This window comes from Streptomyces sp. NPDC058576 (genome assembly GCF_042718715.1).
In the GTDB taxonomy this organism is placed as follows: Bacteria; Actinomycetota; Actinomycetes; order Streptomycetales; family Streptomycetaceae; genus Streptomyces.
Genome location: NZ_JBHXPF010000015.1, coordinates 1 through 16,726, shown reverse-complemented (window position 1 = coordinate 16,726; position 16,726 = coordinate 1). Strand labels below are relative to the sequence as shown.

Below are 16,726 nucleotides of genomic sequence, written 5' to 3'. Positions count from 1 at the left end.
CGCGAACAACCCCGCCTGAGCGACCGGCGCCGGCAGCGCGTGTCATGTGCGAACGGCCCGGGAGAGGAGCAGAACCCCTCCCGGGCCGTTCGCACATGTGGTGGTGCGGTGATCCCGTGGGGTCAGAAGGTGAGCTTGACGCTGTTGATGCGGCCGGTGTCCTGGCGCGCCACATCCTGGACCTTCAGCTTCCAGACTCCGTTGGCCACCTCGGACGAGGCGTTGACCGTGTAGGTCGCCACCACGTTGTCCGCGGAGTCGCCGGAGGAGGAGTTCTTCAGCCGGTAGGCGGTGCCGTCCGGCGCCACCAGGTCGACCACCAGGTCACCGCGCCAGGTGTGCGAGATGTTCACGTCCACCTTGAGGGCGCTCGGGGCGTTGCCGGTGACACCGGAGACGGTGACCGAGCTGGTGACGGCCGCACCGGCGTCCGGGATGTTCACGGCGGTGGTGTTCTCGAACACCTTGCCGCCCGGGTCGCCGCCGCCGGGGCGGGCGCCCACGTTGATGCCGGCCCAGGCGTTGGCCACGGCCGTGTACTCGGGGCTGGTGGCGCCGTACAGCTCACTGGCGACCGCGAGCGTGCCGGTGCGGGCGGCGGCGTAGTTGGTCGTCGAGGTGAACTTGGTGGTGAGCGCCTTGAACCAGATCAGCGACGCCTTGTCCCGGCCGATGCCGGTGACAGGCAGTCCGTCCGAGGTCGGGGAGTCGTAGGTGACACCGTTGATCGTCTTGGTGCCGCTGCCCTCGGAGAGCAGGTAGTACCAGTGGTTGGCCGGGCCCGAGGAGTAGTGGACGTCGACACCGCCGATGCCCGAGTACCAGTAGTCCTTGGAACTGCCGTCCTTGCTGGGCTTGTCCATGTAGCGCAGCGGGGTGCCGTTGCCGCGGATGTCGATCTTCTCGCCGACCAGGTAGTCGCCCTGGTCCTGGGAGTTGTTCGCGTGGAACTCGACGGCGGCGGCGAAGATGTCGGACGTCGCCTCGTTGAGGCCGCCGGACTCACCGCTGTAGACGAGGCCCGCGGTGTTCGACGTGATGCCGTGCGTCATCTCGTGGGCGGCCACGTCGATGGAGGTCAGCGGCTTTGCGTTGCCCGCGCCGTCCCCGTACGTCATGCAGAAGCAGCTGTCCTGCCAGAAGGCGTTGACGTAGTTGTTGCCGTAGTGGACGCGGGAGTACGCGCCGACGCCGTCACCGCGGATACCGCTGCGGCCGTGCACGTTCTTGAAGTAGTCCCAGGTGAGCGCGGCGCCGTAGTGGGCGTCGGCGCCGGCCGTCTCGGCGTTGCCCGGAGTGCCGTCGCCCCAGACGTCGTCCGCGCCGGAGAAGAGGGTCCCCGTGCCGGAGGTGCCCCGGTTGAGGTTGTTGGTCTTGTGGTTGCCGCGCGTGGTGTCGGTCAGCGTGTACGAGGGTGCGGTGCCCAGCGTCACCTGGCCGCTGTACTGGGTGTTGCCGGTCCCGTTGTGGACGGCCTGCCACTCGTAGAGCTTCTCGCCCGAGGTGGCGTCGGTGAGCACGTGCAGCTCGTTCGGGGTGCCGTCGTGCTGGAGTCCGCCGACCACGGTCTCGTACGCGAGCTGCGGGGAGCCGCCGCCCACCCAGACCACCTTGCGCGGGGCCTTCTCCGCCTCCTTGGCCTTCGACCCCTCGGCCTTGGCCGCGCCGAGTGCCTGCTTCTCGGCGGCGGCCGGGGCCACGTCGGCGGTGAGGCCGACGGACTTCAGCTGCGCGCTGGTCGCCTTCGACGCCTTGCTGACGCCCTCGGTCCTCCCGGCCGCGGACTCCTTGACCACGAGGTCGCCGCCGAGGACGGGGAGCCCGTCCAGGGTGCGCTCGTAGCGGGTGTGCGTCGTGCCGTCGCGGTCCTGGACGACATCGCGGACCACGAGCTTCTCGGTGGACCCGAGACCGAGCTCCTTGGCCGTGGCCGCCTTGGTGGCGTTGGCCTCGCTGAGCAGCTCCGCGCGCTGGGCGGGGGAGAGCTTGGCGGGCAGCGCGTCCGGGTCGGCCTTCGTGCCGGCGGTGATGCCGCCGAGCGGGGCCGAGGCGGGGGCGGAGGTGGCGGTCGCGGCGCCGGACGGAACGGCGACGGCGATCATTGCTGCTGCGGCTATCAGAGCGCCGGTCGCGGTGGCGCGACGGCTGGGCGTGGATCTCACGCGGACTCCTTCTGCGAGGGGGGTACCGGCGGCGCTGGACGGGCCGTCCGGACGGTGCAGGCGGTGCGCAGAACGGGGTGAAGAGTGTCAGCAGATGCCCGTGTCTGTCAGGAGCGCGTCAACAACTTGGCCGGTTTTCGTTCGTTGCCGGAAAGGTCATGTTCGTTAAGCGGACGTTTCGCCGATCATTGCCGCAGTGTTACCGGGCGTTCGGGAGCCCGGTATTCACAGGGTGGTCACAGGTTTCGTGCGGGAGGGTCACCGCATCGTCGCGAGCGGGAAGGGGTGTGGTGACCGCCAGATGAGACGGCGTCGGGTTCTGGCCAGATCCGCACGGCGGAATGTGCCGGTCCGTCAGGATGGTGAGCGCGGTGGTGGAGGTGCTCAGGCGCTCGCGTCCGTCGGGTACACCGCGTCCAGGAGATCGCGCACGAAGCGGTCCGGGTCCTCCAGTCCCGCCGCCGCGAGTGTTCCGGGCCCGTTCGTCAGCAGATGCGGGATCGCCGCGTGCAGGGCGAGGGTGACGACGGCCGCCCGCTGCGGGGTGACGGGCAGTCCGGCGGCGCGCTGGGCCAGCTCGAAGCCCGCGAAGTCCCCGCTCGCCATCGGGTCGAGGATGCCGGAGAGCCAGGGCCGCCGGGTCGCCTCGGCCTGGAGCTCCAGCACCGCCAGCAGCCGGGGGCGGCCCGGCCCGGCGACGTTCTCCAGGAGCGAGCGGAAGAGCGCCACCAGGCCCTTGCGGTCCGCCGGCCCCGGACCGGCCGCCAGTCGTCCGGTGAGCGCGAGGTACTGCTCCAGGCAGCGCTCCGCCACCGCGCGGAGCACGGCGTCGCGGGTCGGGAAGTAGTTCTTGGTGGTGCCCGGCGGCACCTCGGCGGCCTGATCCACGGCCCGGTGCGTCAGCCCGCGCCCGCCGTCCCGGGCCAGCACCTCGACGGCCGCGTCCCGCAGCCGGTCCCGCCGGTCCGGATTCACCTGTGCTCCCTCGCTCCCGTGCCGCTGCCGCGCTGGGTCTGCCCTTGCCGATACTACCCCAGCCGTGGTACCACAGGTGTGGTAGTCCCTTTCATCGTCCGAACGAGCTCGGGAGCGCGACATGGCAGGAACGGCGACCGTGGTCGGCGCGGGCATCGGCGGTCTGGCGACCGCGATCGGCCTCCGCCGCGCGGGCTGGAGCGTGACGGTGCTGGAGCGCCGCACCGAACTGGAGCGGTACGGTGCGGCCTTCGGCATCCACCCCACCGCACAGTCCGCGCTCGACCGCCTCGGCGTCGGCGACGCGCTGCGCGAGCACGCCGTGCCGTACCGCGACGCGCACATCCGCACCCCGGACGGGACGTCGATCGCCCGGCTCCCGCTGGAGCGCATCGAACGCAAGGCGGGCCGCCCCGAACTCCTCATCTCCCGCCCGTACTTGCTCGACGCCCTGCTCGCGGGCCTGGACGCCTTCGGGGACGTGCCGATCAAGCTCGGCGAGCGGGTCGCCGATGTGGACGCCCTCACCGCCGGAGCGGACCTGGTGATCGGCGCCGACGGCATCCGCAGCGCCGTCCGCACCGCCCGCCTCGGCGACCGCAGCGGCCCGCGCGAGGTCGGCACCGTCGCCTGGATCGGCATCGCCGACTTCGAGAGCCCGGTGCACGGGGAGACCTGGGGGAGCGGCCGCTTCTTCGGCATGACCCCGGTCGAACCGGGCCGCACCAACTGGTACGCCACCGTGCCCGAGGCCACCACCGCCGAGGAGTTGCGCGGCTTCTTCGCCGACTGGCACGACCCGATCCCGCGCATCCTGGGCGCCACCGACCCGGCCACCTGGATCCGCTACGACATGCGCCACCTGTACCCGGCGCTGCCCACCTTCGTATCGGTGGACGCCCGCCCCGCCTCCTCCGGCGCCGGGCCCGCCTCCCCGGCGGCACCCGTGGCCCTGGTCGGCGACGCGGCCCACGCCATGACGCCCAACCTGGGCCAGGGCGCCTGCACCGCGATCCTGGACGCGGACGCCCTGACCCGCGCCATCGTCGCCGCACCCCCGGGCCCGGCCGGTATCGCCGGAGCCCTGCGCGCCTACGACCGCGAACGCCGCCGCGGCGCCCAGCGGACCGCCTTCGCCTCCCGGACCCTGCACCGCTTCATGAGCACCGAGCGCACCCGGCTGCGCGACGGGGCGGTACGGCTGCTGCCGGGGTGAGGGCGGCGAATCCGGTCGCCCGTCGGGAGGGAGCGCCCCTACGATCGGCGGACCGGGAGCACGTGGTCCCGCAGGGTGCGGTGCCGTGGCCGAGCGGTCCAAGGCGATCGCCGCGGGGAAGGTCCTCCCCGCGGCGACTCGATGAGGCAGGGGCGGACCTGTCCCGTCTCGTCCGCGGGTTCGAATCCCGTCGGCATCGCACCCGCCACCGCGCGGAGCGGGCAGGCCCGTCGCGCCACGTGAAGCCCCCTCGGCCGCGAGTCCCAGCGGCCTGACACACGCGGCTGTCCACCGCCCGGGTACCTGCCGCCCCGGGCCATGAGCTCCGAGGGCTCCCCAGCGGCAGTGTGCCGTTGCGTCATGGTCTTCAATGGCCCCGCGGCGCGTACGCCGATGACGACCCTCCGAAGTGAGAACAACCGAAGAGAGAACGACATGGCATGGAGCACGCGAGAAATCGCGGAGCTGGCCGGCATCAGCCTTCGGGCCGTGCGCCACTACCACGACATCGGGCTGCTCGACGAGCCGGAGCGCCACTCCAACGGCTACAAGCAGTACAGCGTCAGCCACCTCGTCCACCTGCTACGGATCAAACGGCTCTCTGCTCTGGGTTTCTCGCTTGCTCAGATAAGCGACATGCGCTCCGACGCCGATTCTCGTGCCGACCTCGCCGAGCTGCGAGCTCTGGACGATGAGCTGGCCGCCACCATCGAGCGCCTGCGGCAGGCGCGCACGGAAGTCGGCGCCCTGCTGCGCCGGACCGCCCCGAGCGATCTCCCTCTCCGCTTCGCCCCGGTGGACGACGTTGCCGAACTGCCGGAGCCCGACCGCTCCTTCGTCAGCGTCATCGACACGGTCCTGGGTCCCAGGGCGCTGGAGGGCTACACGGACCTGCTCCAGCAGAAGCCGGACCCGGTGGCCACCGAGCTGGACGACCTGCCTGCCGACGCGGACGAGCCGACTCGCCAGAGTCTCGCCGAGCGCCTCGTGCCCTACGTCCGCGCGTTGCGGGTCCGGCATGCCGGCCTCGGCGACCTCACCTCGGACGCCCCGCATGGGCGGCAGTTCACCGCTCGCACCATGGAAAAGGCCATCGGCGACCTCTACAACCCTGCCCAGGTCGACGTGATGCGTCGGGTGGGCAGGCTCTTGGCTGATCGAGGCCTCCCGAAGTAACGCTCGTCCCGACCGCGTTTCGATCTCCCGGGGTTTCTTCGCCCGTTTCTCACCGTGCCTCCAACTGTGCCGTAACGTCACCAGTTTCACCGCGCGAGCACGAGGTACAAGTGCCATCACCGATGACGGCCGAACGAAGCGGGGACATTCATTCCACTGATGAATGAGGCGGTGACGGGCTTTTCCTCTTGCGCGTCACGGCCACGAGAATATGGCGCCTTTTCGGCTGCCGTCTTTACCGCACACCCCCAGGGAGAATCCGTGCCCGTGACGCTTGCCCAGAAGCTGTACCTTCTTTGCTATTCCGTACCGAAGAGCAAGTTCCCGCTGGACGACATTCAGGGGCGGGGCCAACTGCTCCGCGCCGGCGCGCTGACCGCGCTCGCCCGCGACGGGCTGCTCGACGCGTCCGGTGGGAAGGTCCGGCGACTGCCCGGCACCCCGCCGGAAGATCCGTTCACCGGCGCGGTCTGGCACGATCTGCCCGCCGACAAGCCCCGCGGTTGGCTCACGTTCGTGCACGACAAGGCGCACAAGGCCGAGACCCCCGTCCGCGACCAGCTGCTCAGCTCCGGCGAGATCACCCTGAGCCGAGCGAAGAAGCTCGGGGTCATCCCCGTGGACAAGGTCACGGTCGTCGACCCGGACGCGGTGCGGGACCTGCAGGAGCGGGTTCGGGCCACCGTGCTCGACGGCACCGGCCCGGCCGGGACTCTCACGGACGAGCTGGCGATGGCGGTCTTCGCGGTGGAGCTGGAGTTGTCGCCGGTGTGGAGCGGCCAGGAGCGCCGAGCCCACAAGGGAGACCTGAAGGCGCACGCGGCCCGGTACGACGGCTTCGTTCCCGGACTGCGGAAGGCGCTGCGCGACTCCTACCTCTCCAGCCGGGCGGTCGGAGGCGGATGGAGCGCCTGAACCCGTCATCCGCCCATGACCGCAACCCCCTCCGGCGTTCCACCTCGCCGGCACGTGACAAGGAGTGGCCGATGCGCCATCACGCGGAGCGCACCCCCGTCCCCAACGGCAGTCAGCATCCGGGAACCTCACCGCCTGCCACCCCGCGACCGACCCTGGTGGAGTCCATGGGCGGCACGGCCGGGTTCGTCTACTCGACGGTCCCGGTCGTGGTGTTCGTGATCGCGCTGGCACTGCAACCCACCAAGGTGGCCGTGATCGCGGCCATCGCCACCGGCGTACTGTTCGCCATCGTCCGGATGGTGCGGGGTGAGCGTTTCCTCTCGGCCTCCAGCAGCCTGGCCGGCGTGCTGGTGGCGGCGGGCATCGTGGCGCTGACCGGCTCCGCCAAGGACTTCTTCCTCCTGGGCATCTGGGTGGCCTTCGCCGGCTTCGTCGTCACGTTCGGGTCCGTCCTGATGCGTCGGCCCCTGAGCGGCGTGGTGTGGAACCTCCTGAACGGCGGCACGTACGCCTGGCGTGAGGACCGGAAGGTGCTGCGCGCGCATGACGTGGCCACCCTCGCCGCCGCGCTCGTCCTCGGCGCCCGCTTCGTGGTGAAGCAGTGGCTCTACGTCCACGACTCCACCGGCTGGTTGGCGTTCGCCAAGATCGCCATGGGTACCCCGCTGACCGTGGTGGCGGCACTGGTCATCGCCTGGGCCTTCCGTCGCACATCCGCGTGCCTGGTGACGCGGAAGCAGCCGACCGAGGCCGTTGCGCGGCAGGGGGCCGGGCTGCCACCCCAGCACAGCGCCGGGCTCCAGCCGTCGCCGCGCCGGAACACCAACGGATGAAGGAGCGCGGAATGCCGACCAGCCACGCGGAGGACGTCGTGCGCGAGCTCGGGGCTTTCGAACGGACCATCGACCTCTACATGCATCGCAACCCCGTCCAATTCTCCCTGGTCGCGGAGTTCGACCGGGAGATCTCGGAACCGGCCCTGGTGCGAGCGCTGGGGCGGGTCCAGGAGCGGCACCCGCTGCTCCGCGTCTCGGTCGATCGCCGAGCCCCCACGGCCCGCTACCGCTGGACCGACGGGCGGATCCCCGTCGAGTCGGCCGCCGCGGGGACGCCCTGGCAGGCCATCGTCGCCGATGAGCAGACCCGGCCCGTCGCACCGGAGCCGGGTCCGTTGGCGAGGGCCGTACGCGTTCCCGGGGAGACCGGCAGTGTCATCGTCGTGACGTTCGCCCACCAGATCACCGACGGCACCGGGGCCGTGAGGGTGCTGACGGATCTGGTCACCGCTCTCGACGGTGGCGACGGCAGCGACGAGGAGACCTCCTCGCACGGCGTACCGCCCTGCCAGGAGGATCTCCTGAGCGCGCTCGACACCACCGAGCCCGAGAGGGACACGCCCCAGGAGAACGACGCGGGCCCGCCCGGCGAGCTGACGCCCTTCTCGGCCCGGACACCGCATGTGTCCGCCCTGGCCTTGCCGGACGGACTGACCGCCCGTCTCGTGGACCGGTGCCGCGACGAGAACGTGTCGGTGCACGCCGCGCTGTGCGCCGCCGCCTGCACGGTCTTTCATCGCGAAGGCCGCGACCGGGTCAGGGTGCTGAGCCCGGTCGACCTCCGGCGCGCCGCCGGCCTGCCCGACGGCGTCGCCAACCGATTCGCGGGTGCCCGCACCGTGAGCGAGAAGGCGGCAGCGGGAGACTTCTGGGAACGCGCCCGGCGACACCACCGGGCCCTGGAGCAGCAGCGAACACCGTCCGTGCTGAAGGCGGGGGCGCAAGCGCTGGCCCAGCAACCGCCGGCCACCCCCGAGGAGGCCGAGGCGATGATGACCGCGGTCACGGCGGCCGACATCCAGATCACCAACCTCGGGGCGGTGGAGACGTCGGCGAACGGCCGCTCCGGTCCCGTAGCCGTGTGGGGACCGGCACAGACCACCCAGTTGCGCGGAGAGCACGTACTGGGGGTCGTCACCGTCGGCGGGCGCCTGCGCATGACGGAGCTGACCCACGACCCCGTAGCCGTTCTGCTGCCCGCGATGGCTGCGGTGCTCGCCCAGCAGTGCGCCACGTCCGGCTCCCCCTCCTGACCCGCCGGCGGCGCAGTCGGAGTTCGGCCTTCCCGCTGCGCCCGCCTGAAGGTGCCGTTGGACTACGACGCCCCCCGGGGGGAGACGGCGCAGCTCGCGGTGTTGCGCGTGCCCGCCCGGGCGCGTCCAGGGGCCCTCTGGTGCTCAACTCGGGCGGTCCCGGGGGGACGGGGCAGAACTTCGCGGCGCAGACCGGCGTCGCCCTGGCCAAGAGCCCGGTGACCGAGAGCTTCGACCTCATCGGGTTCGACCCGCGGGGCGTAGGAGCCACGGAGCCGTCCATCCACTGCTTCGACGACAAGGACCGCCTCGCCGGGGACGTGCGAACCGAATTCGTGCTCACCGCCGGCACGTTCTCGGAGAAGGACACCGAGCGACTGGCCGACCGGTGCGCCGAGGGCTCCGGTGGCGAGAAGACGCTGGGCACCGTGAGCACCCGTGACACGGTCCGCGACCTGGACGTCCTGCGCTCCGCCCTGGGCGGCGGGAAGCTGAACTTCCTCGGCCAGAGCTACGGCACCCGCATCGGAGCGCTGTACGCCGAGAAGTACCCGCAACACGTACGCGCCATGGTCCTGGACGGTGCGGTGGACCCGCACCTGGGCGGCGAGCGACGACTGTCGCAGTACGCCGGCTTCCAGCGCTCCTTCGACGAGATGGCCACCGCGTGCTCCGACGACGCGAAGTGCCCCCTGGGCACCGACCCCGAGCGGGCCACCGAGACGTTCAACAGGATCGCCCGCCCGCTGCTCGACCAGCCGCTGGCCTACGGCCAAGGGCTGAAGTTCACCTACAACAACCTCATCGACTCCGTGATCGCGGGCCTGTACTACAAGGCCGTCTGGCCGAAGATCACCCAGGGCATCGCCGACGTCAAGAAGGGCGACCCCCGGCAGCTCCTGGCGATCTCCCAGGCGTTCAGCGGAGAGGGCACGGAAGGCGGCGGAGGCAACTTCAGTGAGGCCAACTACGCCATCACCTGCATGGACGAGGTGCGGATGACGCCCGAACAGGCGGTCGGGATGCGCGAGCAGACCTACCGCTCAGCGCCGTTCGTCGACCCCGGCACCGGATCCGCGGGGGCACGGGACGCCTGCGAATCCTGGCCGGTCGAGCCGAAGACCGCCTATCCCTCCCCCGACCGGGTCGGGGGGCTTCCCACCACGCTGACCATCTCCATCACCGGCGACCCGAGCACCCCGCACCGAGCCGGCGTCAACCTGGCCGAGACCCTCGGCGGCAGCCTGCTCACCGTCCAGGGGGAACAGCACACCATCGCCTCCGCCGGGACCAGCGCCTGCGTGGACAAAGCCGTCGCCGACTACCTGATCGACCTACGCGTCTCCGACAACGCCCGCTGCACGCTCTGACGACCCGGCCGGGCCGGCCTGAGGTCGCCTGGTCCGGACGCTGCGGGAGCCGGGGAGGGCAGGCGGTCGGTCCGCGGTTCGGATGTGGTGGTGCAGGGTGGCGGCGTCGGCGTCCAGCCCTCGGTCGGTGTAGATGGAGGCGGCCTCCTGCCAGCAGTCGACTGCCTCGTTCACGCGTCCGAGGGCGTGCAGCGAGGTGGCGAGGACGGTGAGAGGCCCGGCGAGGGTTTCCTCCTGGCTGCCCAGCGACGCGCGGCCGAGTGCGATGGCGCGTCGGCAGTGGACGATCGCCGTGTCGTGGTCGCCGATGCCCTGCCAGCCCACGGCGATGGCGGCGAGGGCGCAGGCTTCGCCGTCCGTGTCGCCGAGCCGGCGGCGCAGCGTCGCGCTGCGCGTGCCGCAGTCGATGGCCTGGTGGTGGTTGCCGAGATCGCCATGGAGTGCGGCGAGGTGGCCTTCCGCCACCGCTTCCCACCGGCCGGTGTCGAATCCTCTGCTGAGCAGGCGGGCTTCGTCCAGATGGTGCTGCGCTTCGACGAAACGGGTCTGCCGGCGCAGCAGCTGGCCGAGTTCGACGCGGGCGGCGATCTGGATATGGACGTTGCCGGAGTCCTGGGCGAGTCGGCACGCGTCAGCGAGGTCCGCCTGCGCGTCGGGGTGCTGCAGGTGGGCCAGCGCCTCTCCTCTGGCGAGCAGGGCGTTGGCCTCGTGCTCGGTCCGGCCGGAGCGCCGCGCCGCGCGCAGACCCGCGGCGGCGCTGTCGACGCGTTCCTCCCAGCCGCCCATGAGCACGAGGAAGCCAAGAGCGTCGACGAGGTCCAGGGCGTGGTCATCCATCGTGCGGTCCACGGCGTGGTGCAGGGCGGCGATCAAGTTGGCTCGTTCGGCGGTGAACCAGGCCCAGGCAGCGTCGCGGTCGGCCACAGGGAGGGGATGGTCGGGTGCTGCGACGGTGGTCACCACGCGTGTGCAGGTCGGGTAGAGCCGGCGGTCGGCGGTGTGAGCGGTGTGGCTGTACCAGGTGAGCAGGGCGTCGAGTGCATGGCGGCGCTGGTCCTCGGCGTCGTGTTCACCGGCCAACTCCTCCGCGTAGGCCCGCAGGAGGTCATGAAAGCGGTACCGGTCGTGTGCGGCGGGTTCGATGAGGTGTGCGTCCGCCAGGGCGTTGAGCAGTTGCCGTGTCTCGCCCGGTGGCCGGTGCGCCAGGGCCGCGGCCGCGGGTGTCGAGATGTCCGGGCCCGGGTGCAGGCCCAGACGCCGGAACAGGTCCGCTTGCCCGATGGTCAGTTGCTCGTAGGACCAGGCGAGTACGTTGCGGACCGCCGCGTAGGGATCCTGGCCCCAGCTCAGTGCGTCGAGTCTGGAGTCTTCCTCGGCGAGCTCGGCGACGATGTCGGCGACGGAGACCTGTTCGTACGCCGCGGCGCGCCCCGCGGCGATCCGCAGCGCAAGAGGCAGGCGCGCACACAGCTGGATGAGGGATTCCACCGCGGCCGGTTCCGCTCGGGCCCGGTGAGGGCCGATGATGCCGACGACGAGGGCCAGCGCCTCGGACGGGGAGAGCACGTCGAGGGTGAGACGGTGTGCGGCCTCCGTGACCACCAGGCCGGTCAGGCTGTCGCGGCTGGTCACCACCACCATGCAGCCGGGTGCTCCGGGCAGCAGCGGGCGGACCTGCTCGGCGCTGTGGGCGTTGTCCAGCACGATCAGTATGCGGCGCCCCGCCGCGAGGGTGCGGAAGAGGCCCGAGCGGGCGCCGGTGCCCGCGGGTACCGCCGCCGGGTGCACGCCGAGCGCGACCAGGAAGTCGTCGAGAACCTCGTCCGGATGCGCGGGCCTGCCGGGACCGTAGCCGCGGAGGTTGGTGTGGAGCGTGCCGTCCGGGAACCGGCCCTGGACGCGGTGAGCCCAGTGCACCGCGAGCGTCGTCTTGCCCACTCCGCCCGAGCCGTCGAGTGCGGAGATCACCACGGCCCGGCCGCCGGCCGGCGGCAGCAGGGCGTCGAGCGCGGCCAGGTGATCAGTCCGGCCGATGAAGTCGCGGACGGTCTGCGGAAGTTGCCTGGGCACGGGCGGGGCGAGGGACCACGGCTGCCTCGTCACCGGCACGCGATGGACACCCCGGGTACCACGGTCCGGGCGGGCCCTGGGCCTTTCACCGCGCAGGATCTGCTCATGCAGGCGCCGCACGTCCGGCCCGGGGTCGACGCCCAGCTCCTCGGCGAGGCGGGTTCTGAGGCGATGGAAGACCTGCAGCGCGTCCGCGCGCCGGCCGCAGTGGACCAGCGCCTCCATCCACCGCATGTGCAGGGTCTCGCGCAGGGGATGGTCGTGCCCAGGACCTGCCAGGTCGTCGGCGACCTCGTGGTGCTCGCCGAGCTCCATCCGCCAGGTGACAGACAGTTCCAGCGCGCCGAGCCGCTGCTCGTCCAGCCGTGCGGCGGATCTGGCCAGTGCCGCGGTGCCCAGACCCTCCAGCGCGGTGCCGCGCCAGAGGCCCAGTGCCGTTCGGATCTCCCGGACGCCCCGCTCCAGCCTTCCCTCCGCCGCGGAGCGACGGCTCTCGGCGACCCCGGCGGCGAACCGGAGCGAGTCGAGGTCCTGTTCGCCGACGCGGATCAGGTAGCCGGTGCTCTCGGTACGGATGAGCCGCTGGGCGGTGTCGCCCAGCCGTTCGCGCAACGCTGAGACCGAGTTCTGCAACTGCTTCACAGCCGTCACGGGCGGCTCGTCATCCCAGGTCATGTCCGCGAGCCTGGACAGCGGCACCACGGAGTTCGGCGTCAGCAGCAGCGCGGCCAGAATCCGCTGCCGGCGCGCTCCCGGTACCGGTAACCGTTCCTGGCCCGTCCGGACCTCGAGCGTGCCCAGAACGCGAAAGTCCATCCCCGAACGCCCCCGTCACCCAAAGTAACCCATCGGAGCATAGCGTTTCGGTGCGGGCACGTGCGGTCTGGTCGGTGCGGGGCGGTGGCCAGGGAGGCGATGACGGATCCTGGACCGCCGCCCCTCAGCTCAGACTGTCCTTCCACGTCCGGTGCAGCCCCGCGAACCGCCCCGTCCCTCCGATCAGTTCGGCGGGCGCCCCGTCCTCCACGATCCGGCCGTTCTCCATCACCAGCACCCGGTCCGCGATCTCCACCGTGGAGAGGCGGTGGGCGATCACCACCGCCGTACGGCCGTGCAGCACCGTGTCCATGGCCCGCTGCACCGCGCGCTCGCCGGGGATGTCCAGGGAGCTGGTCGCCTCGTCCAGGATCAGCACCGCCGGATTCGCCAGCAGGGCGCGGGCGAAGGCCACCAACTGCCGCTGGCCCGCCGAGATCCGGCCGCCCCGCTTGCGTACGTCGGTGTCGTAGCCGTCCGGCAGGGCCGCGATGAAGTCGTGCGCGCCGATCGCCTTCGCGGCGTGCTCGATCTCCTCGCGGGTGGCGTCCGGGCGGCCGATCGCGATGTTCTCCGCTACCGTCCCCGAGAACAGGAACGCCTCCTGCGTCACCATCACCACGCCCCGGCGCAGCTCGGCGGTGGTCAGGTCGCGCAGGTCCGTGCCGTCCAGCAGGACCCGCCCCTCGGTCGGGTCGTAGAACCGGGCCAGCAGTTTCGCCAGCGTCGACTTGCCCGCGCCCGTCGAGCCGACGACCGCCACCGTCCGGCCCGCCGGGATGCGCAGGTCGAAGGCGGGCAGCACCTCGCCGCCCGTACGGTAGGCGAACCGCACCCCGTCGAACACGACCTCCCGGCCGGGGAGGTCGCCCGAGCGCGGCGGCAGTTCGGTGGGGTGGTCGGTCTCGGGGACGTTCGGCGTCTGGGCCAGCAGGCCGGCGATCTTCGTCAGGGAAGCGGCCGCCGACTCGTAGGAGTTGAGGAACATCCCCAGCCGGTCGATCGGGTCGTACAGCCGGCGCAGATACAGCACCGCCGCCGCCAGCACCCCCAGGGCCAGCGTTCCGTCCGCCACCCGGTAGGCGCCCCACAGCACCATGCCGGCCACCGCCGTGTTGGCGATCAGCCGGGAGCCGACGACATAGCGGGCCATCTCCAGGATCGCGTCGCCGTTCGCCCGCTCGTGGCGGGTGTTCAGCGTGGTGAACGCGGCGTCGTTGCTCCGCTCCCGGCGGAACGCCTGGACCGGGCGGATGCCGTTCATCGTCTCCGCGAACTTCACGATCACCGACGCGATCGCCGTGGACCGCGCCATGAACGCCACGGAGGCCCGCCGCCGGTACATCCGCACCATCAGATACAGCGGTACGAAGGAGAGCGTGGCGATCGCGCCGATCCCCAGGTCCAGCCAGAGCAGCACCAGGGCGATCGACACGAACGAGAGGACCACGCCGATCAGTTCCTGGAGTCCCTCGCTCAGCAGCTCCCGCAGCGACTCCACGTCCGTCGTGGAGCGCGAGATCAGCCGGCCCGAGGTGTAGCGCTCGTGGAAGTCGACGCTGAGCGCCTGAGCGTGCCGGAAGATCCGGCCGCGCAGCTCCAGCAGCACGTCCTGATTGATCCGCGCGGCGGCCCGGATGAAGCCGTACTGAAGGATGCCCGCGCCGACGGAACACACCGCGTAGCCGACCGCGACCGCCATCAGCGGGCCGTAGTCGTGGTCCCGGAACGCCGGAACCCCGCTGTCGATCGCGTACGCCACGAGCAGCGGGCCCGCCTGCATCGCGACCTGCTGGACCACCAGGATCAGCGCCGCCACCGCGACCCGGCCGCGCATCGGGGCCAGCAGCGAGAACAGCAGCGCCAGGGTCGCCCCGGGCGGCGCGGGCAGGTCGTCCTGGTCGAACGGGTCGTCGGAGAGCCGTGGTTCGACAGCGGCCGGGCCCTTCTTCCGCAGGCCGTCGTCCTCGGCCGCGGGAAGCGAGGAGTCGTCGGTGGTCGTGGTCATCGGGCACTGCCCTCCTCGGCGGGAACCTGCTGGACGGGGGCGCTGACCGGTTCCGCGGGGGGCCTTCGACCGGGTACGGGACCGTCCCCGGCGCCCGACATCAGCCAGGCGTACTCCGCGTTGTCCCGCAGCAGCTCCTGATGGGTGCCGACCGCGGCGATCCGGCCCCCGGACAGCAGCGCCACCCGGTCCGCCAGCATCACGGTCGAGGGGCGGTGCGCCACGACCACCGCCGTCGTCCGCTCCAGGACCCGCCGCAGCGCGGCCTCCACCAGCGTCTCCGTGTGCACGTCCAGCGCGGAGAGCGGGTCGTCCAGCACCAGGAAGCGCGGCTCCCCGACCACCGCGCGGGCCAGTGCCAGGCGCTGGCGCTGGCCGCCGGACAGGCTCAGGCCCTGCTCGCCGACCTCGGTGTCCAGCCCCCGCGGCAGCCCGTGCACGAAGTCGGCCTGGGCCACCGACAGCGCCCGGCGCACCTGCTGCTCGTCCGCGTCCGCCGCGCCCATCGTCACGTTCTCGCCGACCGTGGCGGAGAACAGCGTCGGCTCCTCGAACGCCACCGACACCAGCTCCCGCAGCCGCGAGCGCTCCATCGTGGCGATGTCCTCGCCGTCCAGCGTGATCCGCCCGCCGGTCACCTCGTGCAGCCGGGGCACCAGCGCGGTGAGCGTCGTCTTGCCCGACCCCGTACCCCCGACGAGGGCCAGCGTCTCCCCGGGCCGGATGTGCAGATCGATCCCGGCCAGGACCGGCGGCGCGTCGGAATCCGCGTCCGGGTAGCGGAACTCGACGCCTTCGAAGACCATGCCGGGTGCGGTGGCCCGCGCGCTCTCCCGTACGGCGACGGCCCCGGGCTCCTCCGCCACGTCCATCACCTCGAAGAACCGGTCGGTGGCGGTCGCCGACTCCTGGCTCATCGCCAGCAGGAAGCCGATCGACTCCACCGGCCAGCGCAGCGCGAGCGCCGTGGACAGGAACGCCACCAGCGTGCCCGCCGACAGCGTGCCGTCGGCCACCTGGATCGTGCCCAGCACCAGCGCCGCGCCGATCGCCAGCTCCGGGATGGCGGTGATCAGCGCCCAGATCCCGGCGAGCAGCCGGGCCTTGCCCAGCTCCGTCGTGCGCAACCGGCGCGACAGCGCGCGGAACGCCTGCGCCTGGCTGCGGTGCCGGCCGAAGCCCTTGACGATGCGGATGCCCAGCACGCTCTCCTCGACGACCGTGGTGAGGTCGCCGACCTGGTCCTGGGCCCGGCGCGCGACCACCGAGTACTTCGTCTCGAACAGGGAGCACAGGATCATCAGCGGCACCGCGGGCGCCAGCAGCACCAGGCCGAGAGCCCAGTCCTGGGCGAACAGGAGGACGAACCCGACGAGGATCGTCGCCGTGTTGACGATCAGGAAGGTCAGCGGGAACGCCAGGAACATCCGCAGCAGCATCAGGTCCGTCGTCCCGCGCGACAGCAGCTGACCCGAGGCCCAGCGGTCGTGGAAGGCGACCGGCAGCCGCTGCAGATGGCGGTACAGATCCGCCCGCATCGACGCCTCGACCCCGGCCAGGGGCCGCGCCACCAGCCAGCGGCGGAAGCCGAACAGCAGCGCCTCCGCGATGCCGAGCAGCAGCAGATACAGCGCCCCCAGCCACACCCCGCCCGGATCGCGGTCGGCGACCGGGCCGTCCACCATCCACTTCAGGACCAGCGGGATCACCAGCCCCAGACAGGACGCCACGATCGCCACGAAGGCGGCGGTGAACAGGCGCACCCGCACGGGTCGGACATAGGGCCACAGGCGCAGGAGTGAGCGCACGGCGGACCGGTCCGTGGGCTCTGCAGGCTTTTCGGGCATCAGGGCCGACCCTACGTTTCACCACTGACATCGGTCCTGCCAATTTCGGCCGGGAATCGGGCGTCCGGCGGTCCGGACC

11 protein-coding genes and 1 tRNA gene are annotated in these 16,726 nt (G+C 71.7%); 7 read left to right on the top strand and 5 right to left on the bottom strand.

The window, feature by feature from the left end:
• Positions 1–122: 122 nt before the first annotated feature.
• Together ACFWRV_RS13685 and ACFWRV_RS13680 are read right to left on the bottom strand one after the other, a co-directional pair.
• On the bottom strand, positions 123–2,162 hold the full coding sequence (locus ACFWRV_RS13685; protein WP_384333109.1) for a M4 family metallopeptidase: 2,040 nt from the start codon (positions 2,160–2,162) through the stop codon (positions 123–125).
• A 384-nt stretch (positions 2,163–2,546) separates the two neighbouring features.
• A complete protein-coding gene (locus ACFWRV_RS13680) occupies positions 2,547–3,137 on the bottom strand; it encodes a TetR/AcrR family transcriptional regulator (protein ID WP_384333106.1) in 591 nt (196 codons plus the stop codon).
• A 121-nt stretch (positions 3,138–3,258) separates the two neighbouring features.
• Between ACFWRV_RS13680 and ACFWRV_RS13675 the strand changes: the two genes are divergently transcribed.
• The 7 genes from ACFWRV_RS13675 (at position 3,259) to ACFWRV_RS13645 (ending at position 9,906) form a co-directional block, all read left to right on the top strand.
• A complete protein-coding gene (locus tag ACFWRV_RS13675; protein ID WP_384333103.1) occupies positions 3,259–4,353 on the top strand; it encodes an FAD-dependent oxidoreductase in 1,095 nt (364 codons plus the stop codon).
• 79 nt (positions 4,354–4,432) lie between these two features.
• Positions 4,433–4,552: transfer RNA gene (locus ACFWRV_RS13670), tRNA-OTHER, on the top strand.
• 236 nt (positions 4,553–4,788) lie between these two features.
• Complete coding sequence (locus ACFWRV_RS13665; RefSeq protein WP_384333100.1) at positions 4,789–5,529, top strand: MerR family transcriptional regulator; 741 nt, start codon at positions 4,789–4,791, stop codon at positions 5,527–5,529.
• Between the two features lie 261 nt (positions 5,530–5,790).
• Positions 5,791–6,444, top strand: coding sequence for a GPP34 family phosphoprotein (locus tag ACFWRV_RS13660; RefSeq protein WP_384333097.1), 654 nt, complete (start codon positions 5,791–5,793; stop codon positions 6,442–6,444).
• Positions 6,445–6,515: 71 nt separating this feature from the next.
• The gene (locus tag ACFWRV_RS13655) at positions 6,516–7,280 is read left to right on the top strand and encodes a DUF3159 domain-containing protein (RefSeq protein WP_384333094.1); all 765 of its coding nucleotides are present in this window, start codon (positions 6,516–6,518) and stop codon (positions 7,278–7,280) included.
• Positions 7,281–7,291: 11 nt separating this feature from the next.
• Positions 7,292–8,536: a peptide synthetase gene (locus ACFWRV_RS13650; RefSeq protein WP_384333091.1), complete on the top strand. Its 1,245-nt coding sequence runs from the start codon at positions 7,292–7,294 to the stop codon at positions 8,534–8,536.
• A gap of 140 nt (positions 8,537–8,676) precedes the next feature.
• A complete protein-coding gene (locus ACFWRV_RS13645; RefSeq protein WP_384333088.1) occupies positions 8,677–9,906 on the top strand; it encodes an alpha/beta hydrolase in 1,230 nt (409 codons plus the stop codon).
• Here ACFWRV_RS13645 and ACFWRV_RS13640 read toward each other — a convergent pair.
• The 3 genes from ACFWRV_RS13640 to ACFWRV_RS13630 all read right to left on the bottom strand — a co-directional run bounded on the left by ACFWRV_RS13640 (position 9,871) and on the right by ACFWRV_RS13630 (position 16,647).
• Positions 9,871–12,651: a BTAD domain-containing putative transcriptional regulator gene (locus ACFWRV_RS13640; RefSeq protein WP_384333085.1), complete on the bottom strand. Its 2,781-nt coding sequence runs from the start codon at positions 12,649–12,651 to the stop codon at positions 9,871–9,873. The two genes, ACFWRV_RS13645 and ACFWRV_RS13640, sit on opposite strands and share 36 nt — an antisense overlap.
• Before the next feature lie 265 nt (positions 12,652–12,916).
• On the bottom strand, positions 12,917–14,800 hold the full coding sequence (locus ACFWRV_RS13635; protein WP_384333082.1) for an ABC transporter ATP-binding protein: 1,884 nt from the start codon (positions 14,798–14,800) through the stop codon (positions 12,917–12,919).
• Positions 14,797–16,647 (bottom strand): ABC transporter ATP-binding protein, encoded by a 1,851-nt coding sequence (locus ACFWRV_RS13630; protein ID WP_384333079.1) that lies wholly within the window; start codon positions 16,645–16,647, stop codon positions 14,797–14,799. The genes ACFWRV_RS13635 and ACFWRV_RS13630 overlap by 4 nt, the downstream gene beginning before the upstream one ends.
• Positions 16,648–16,726: the final 79 nt, after the last annotated feature.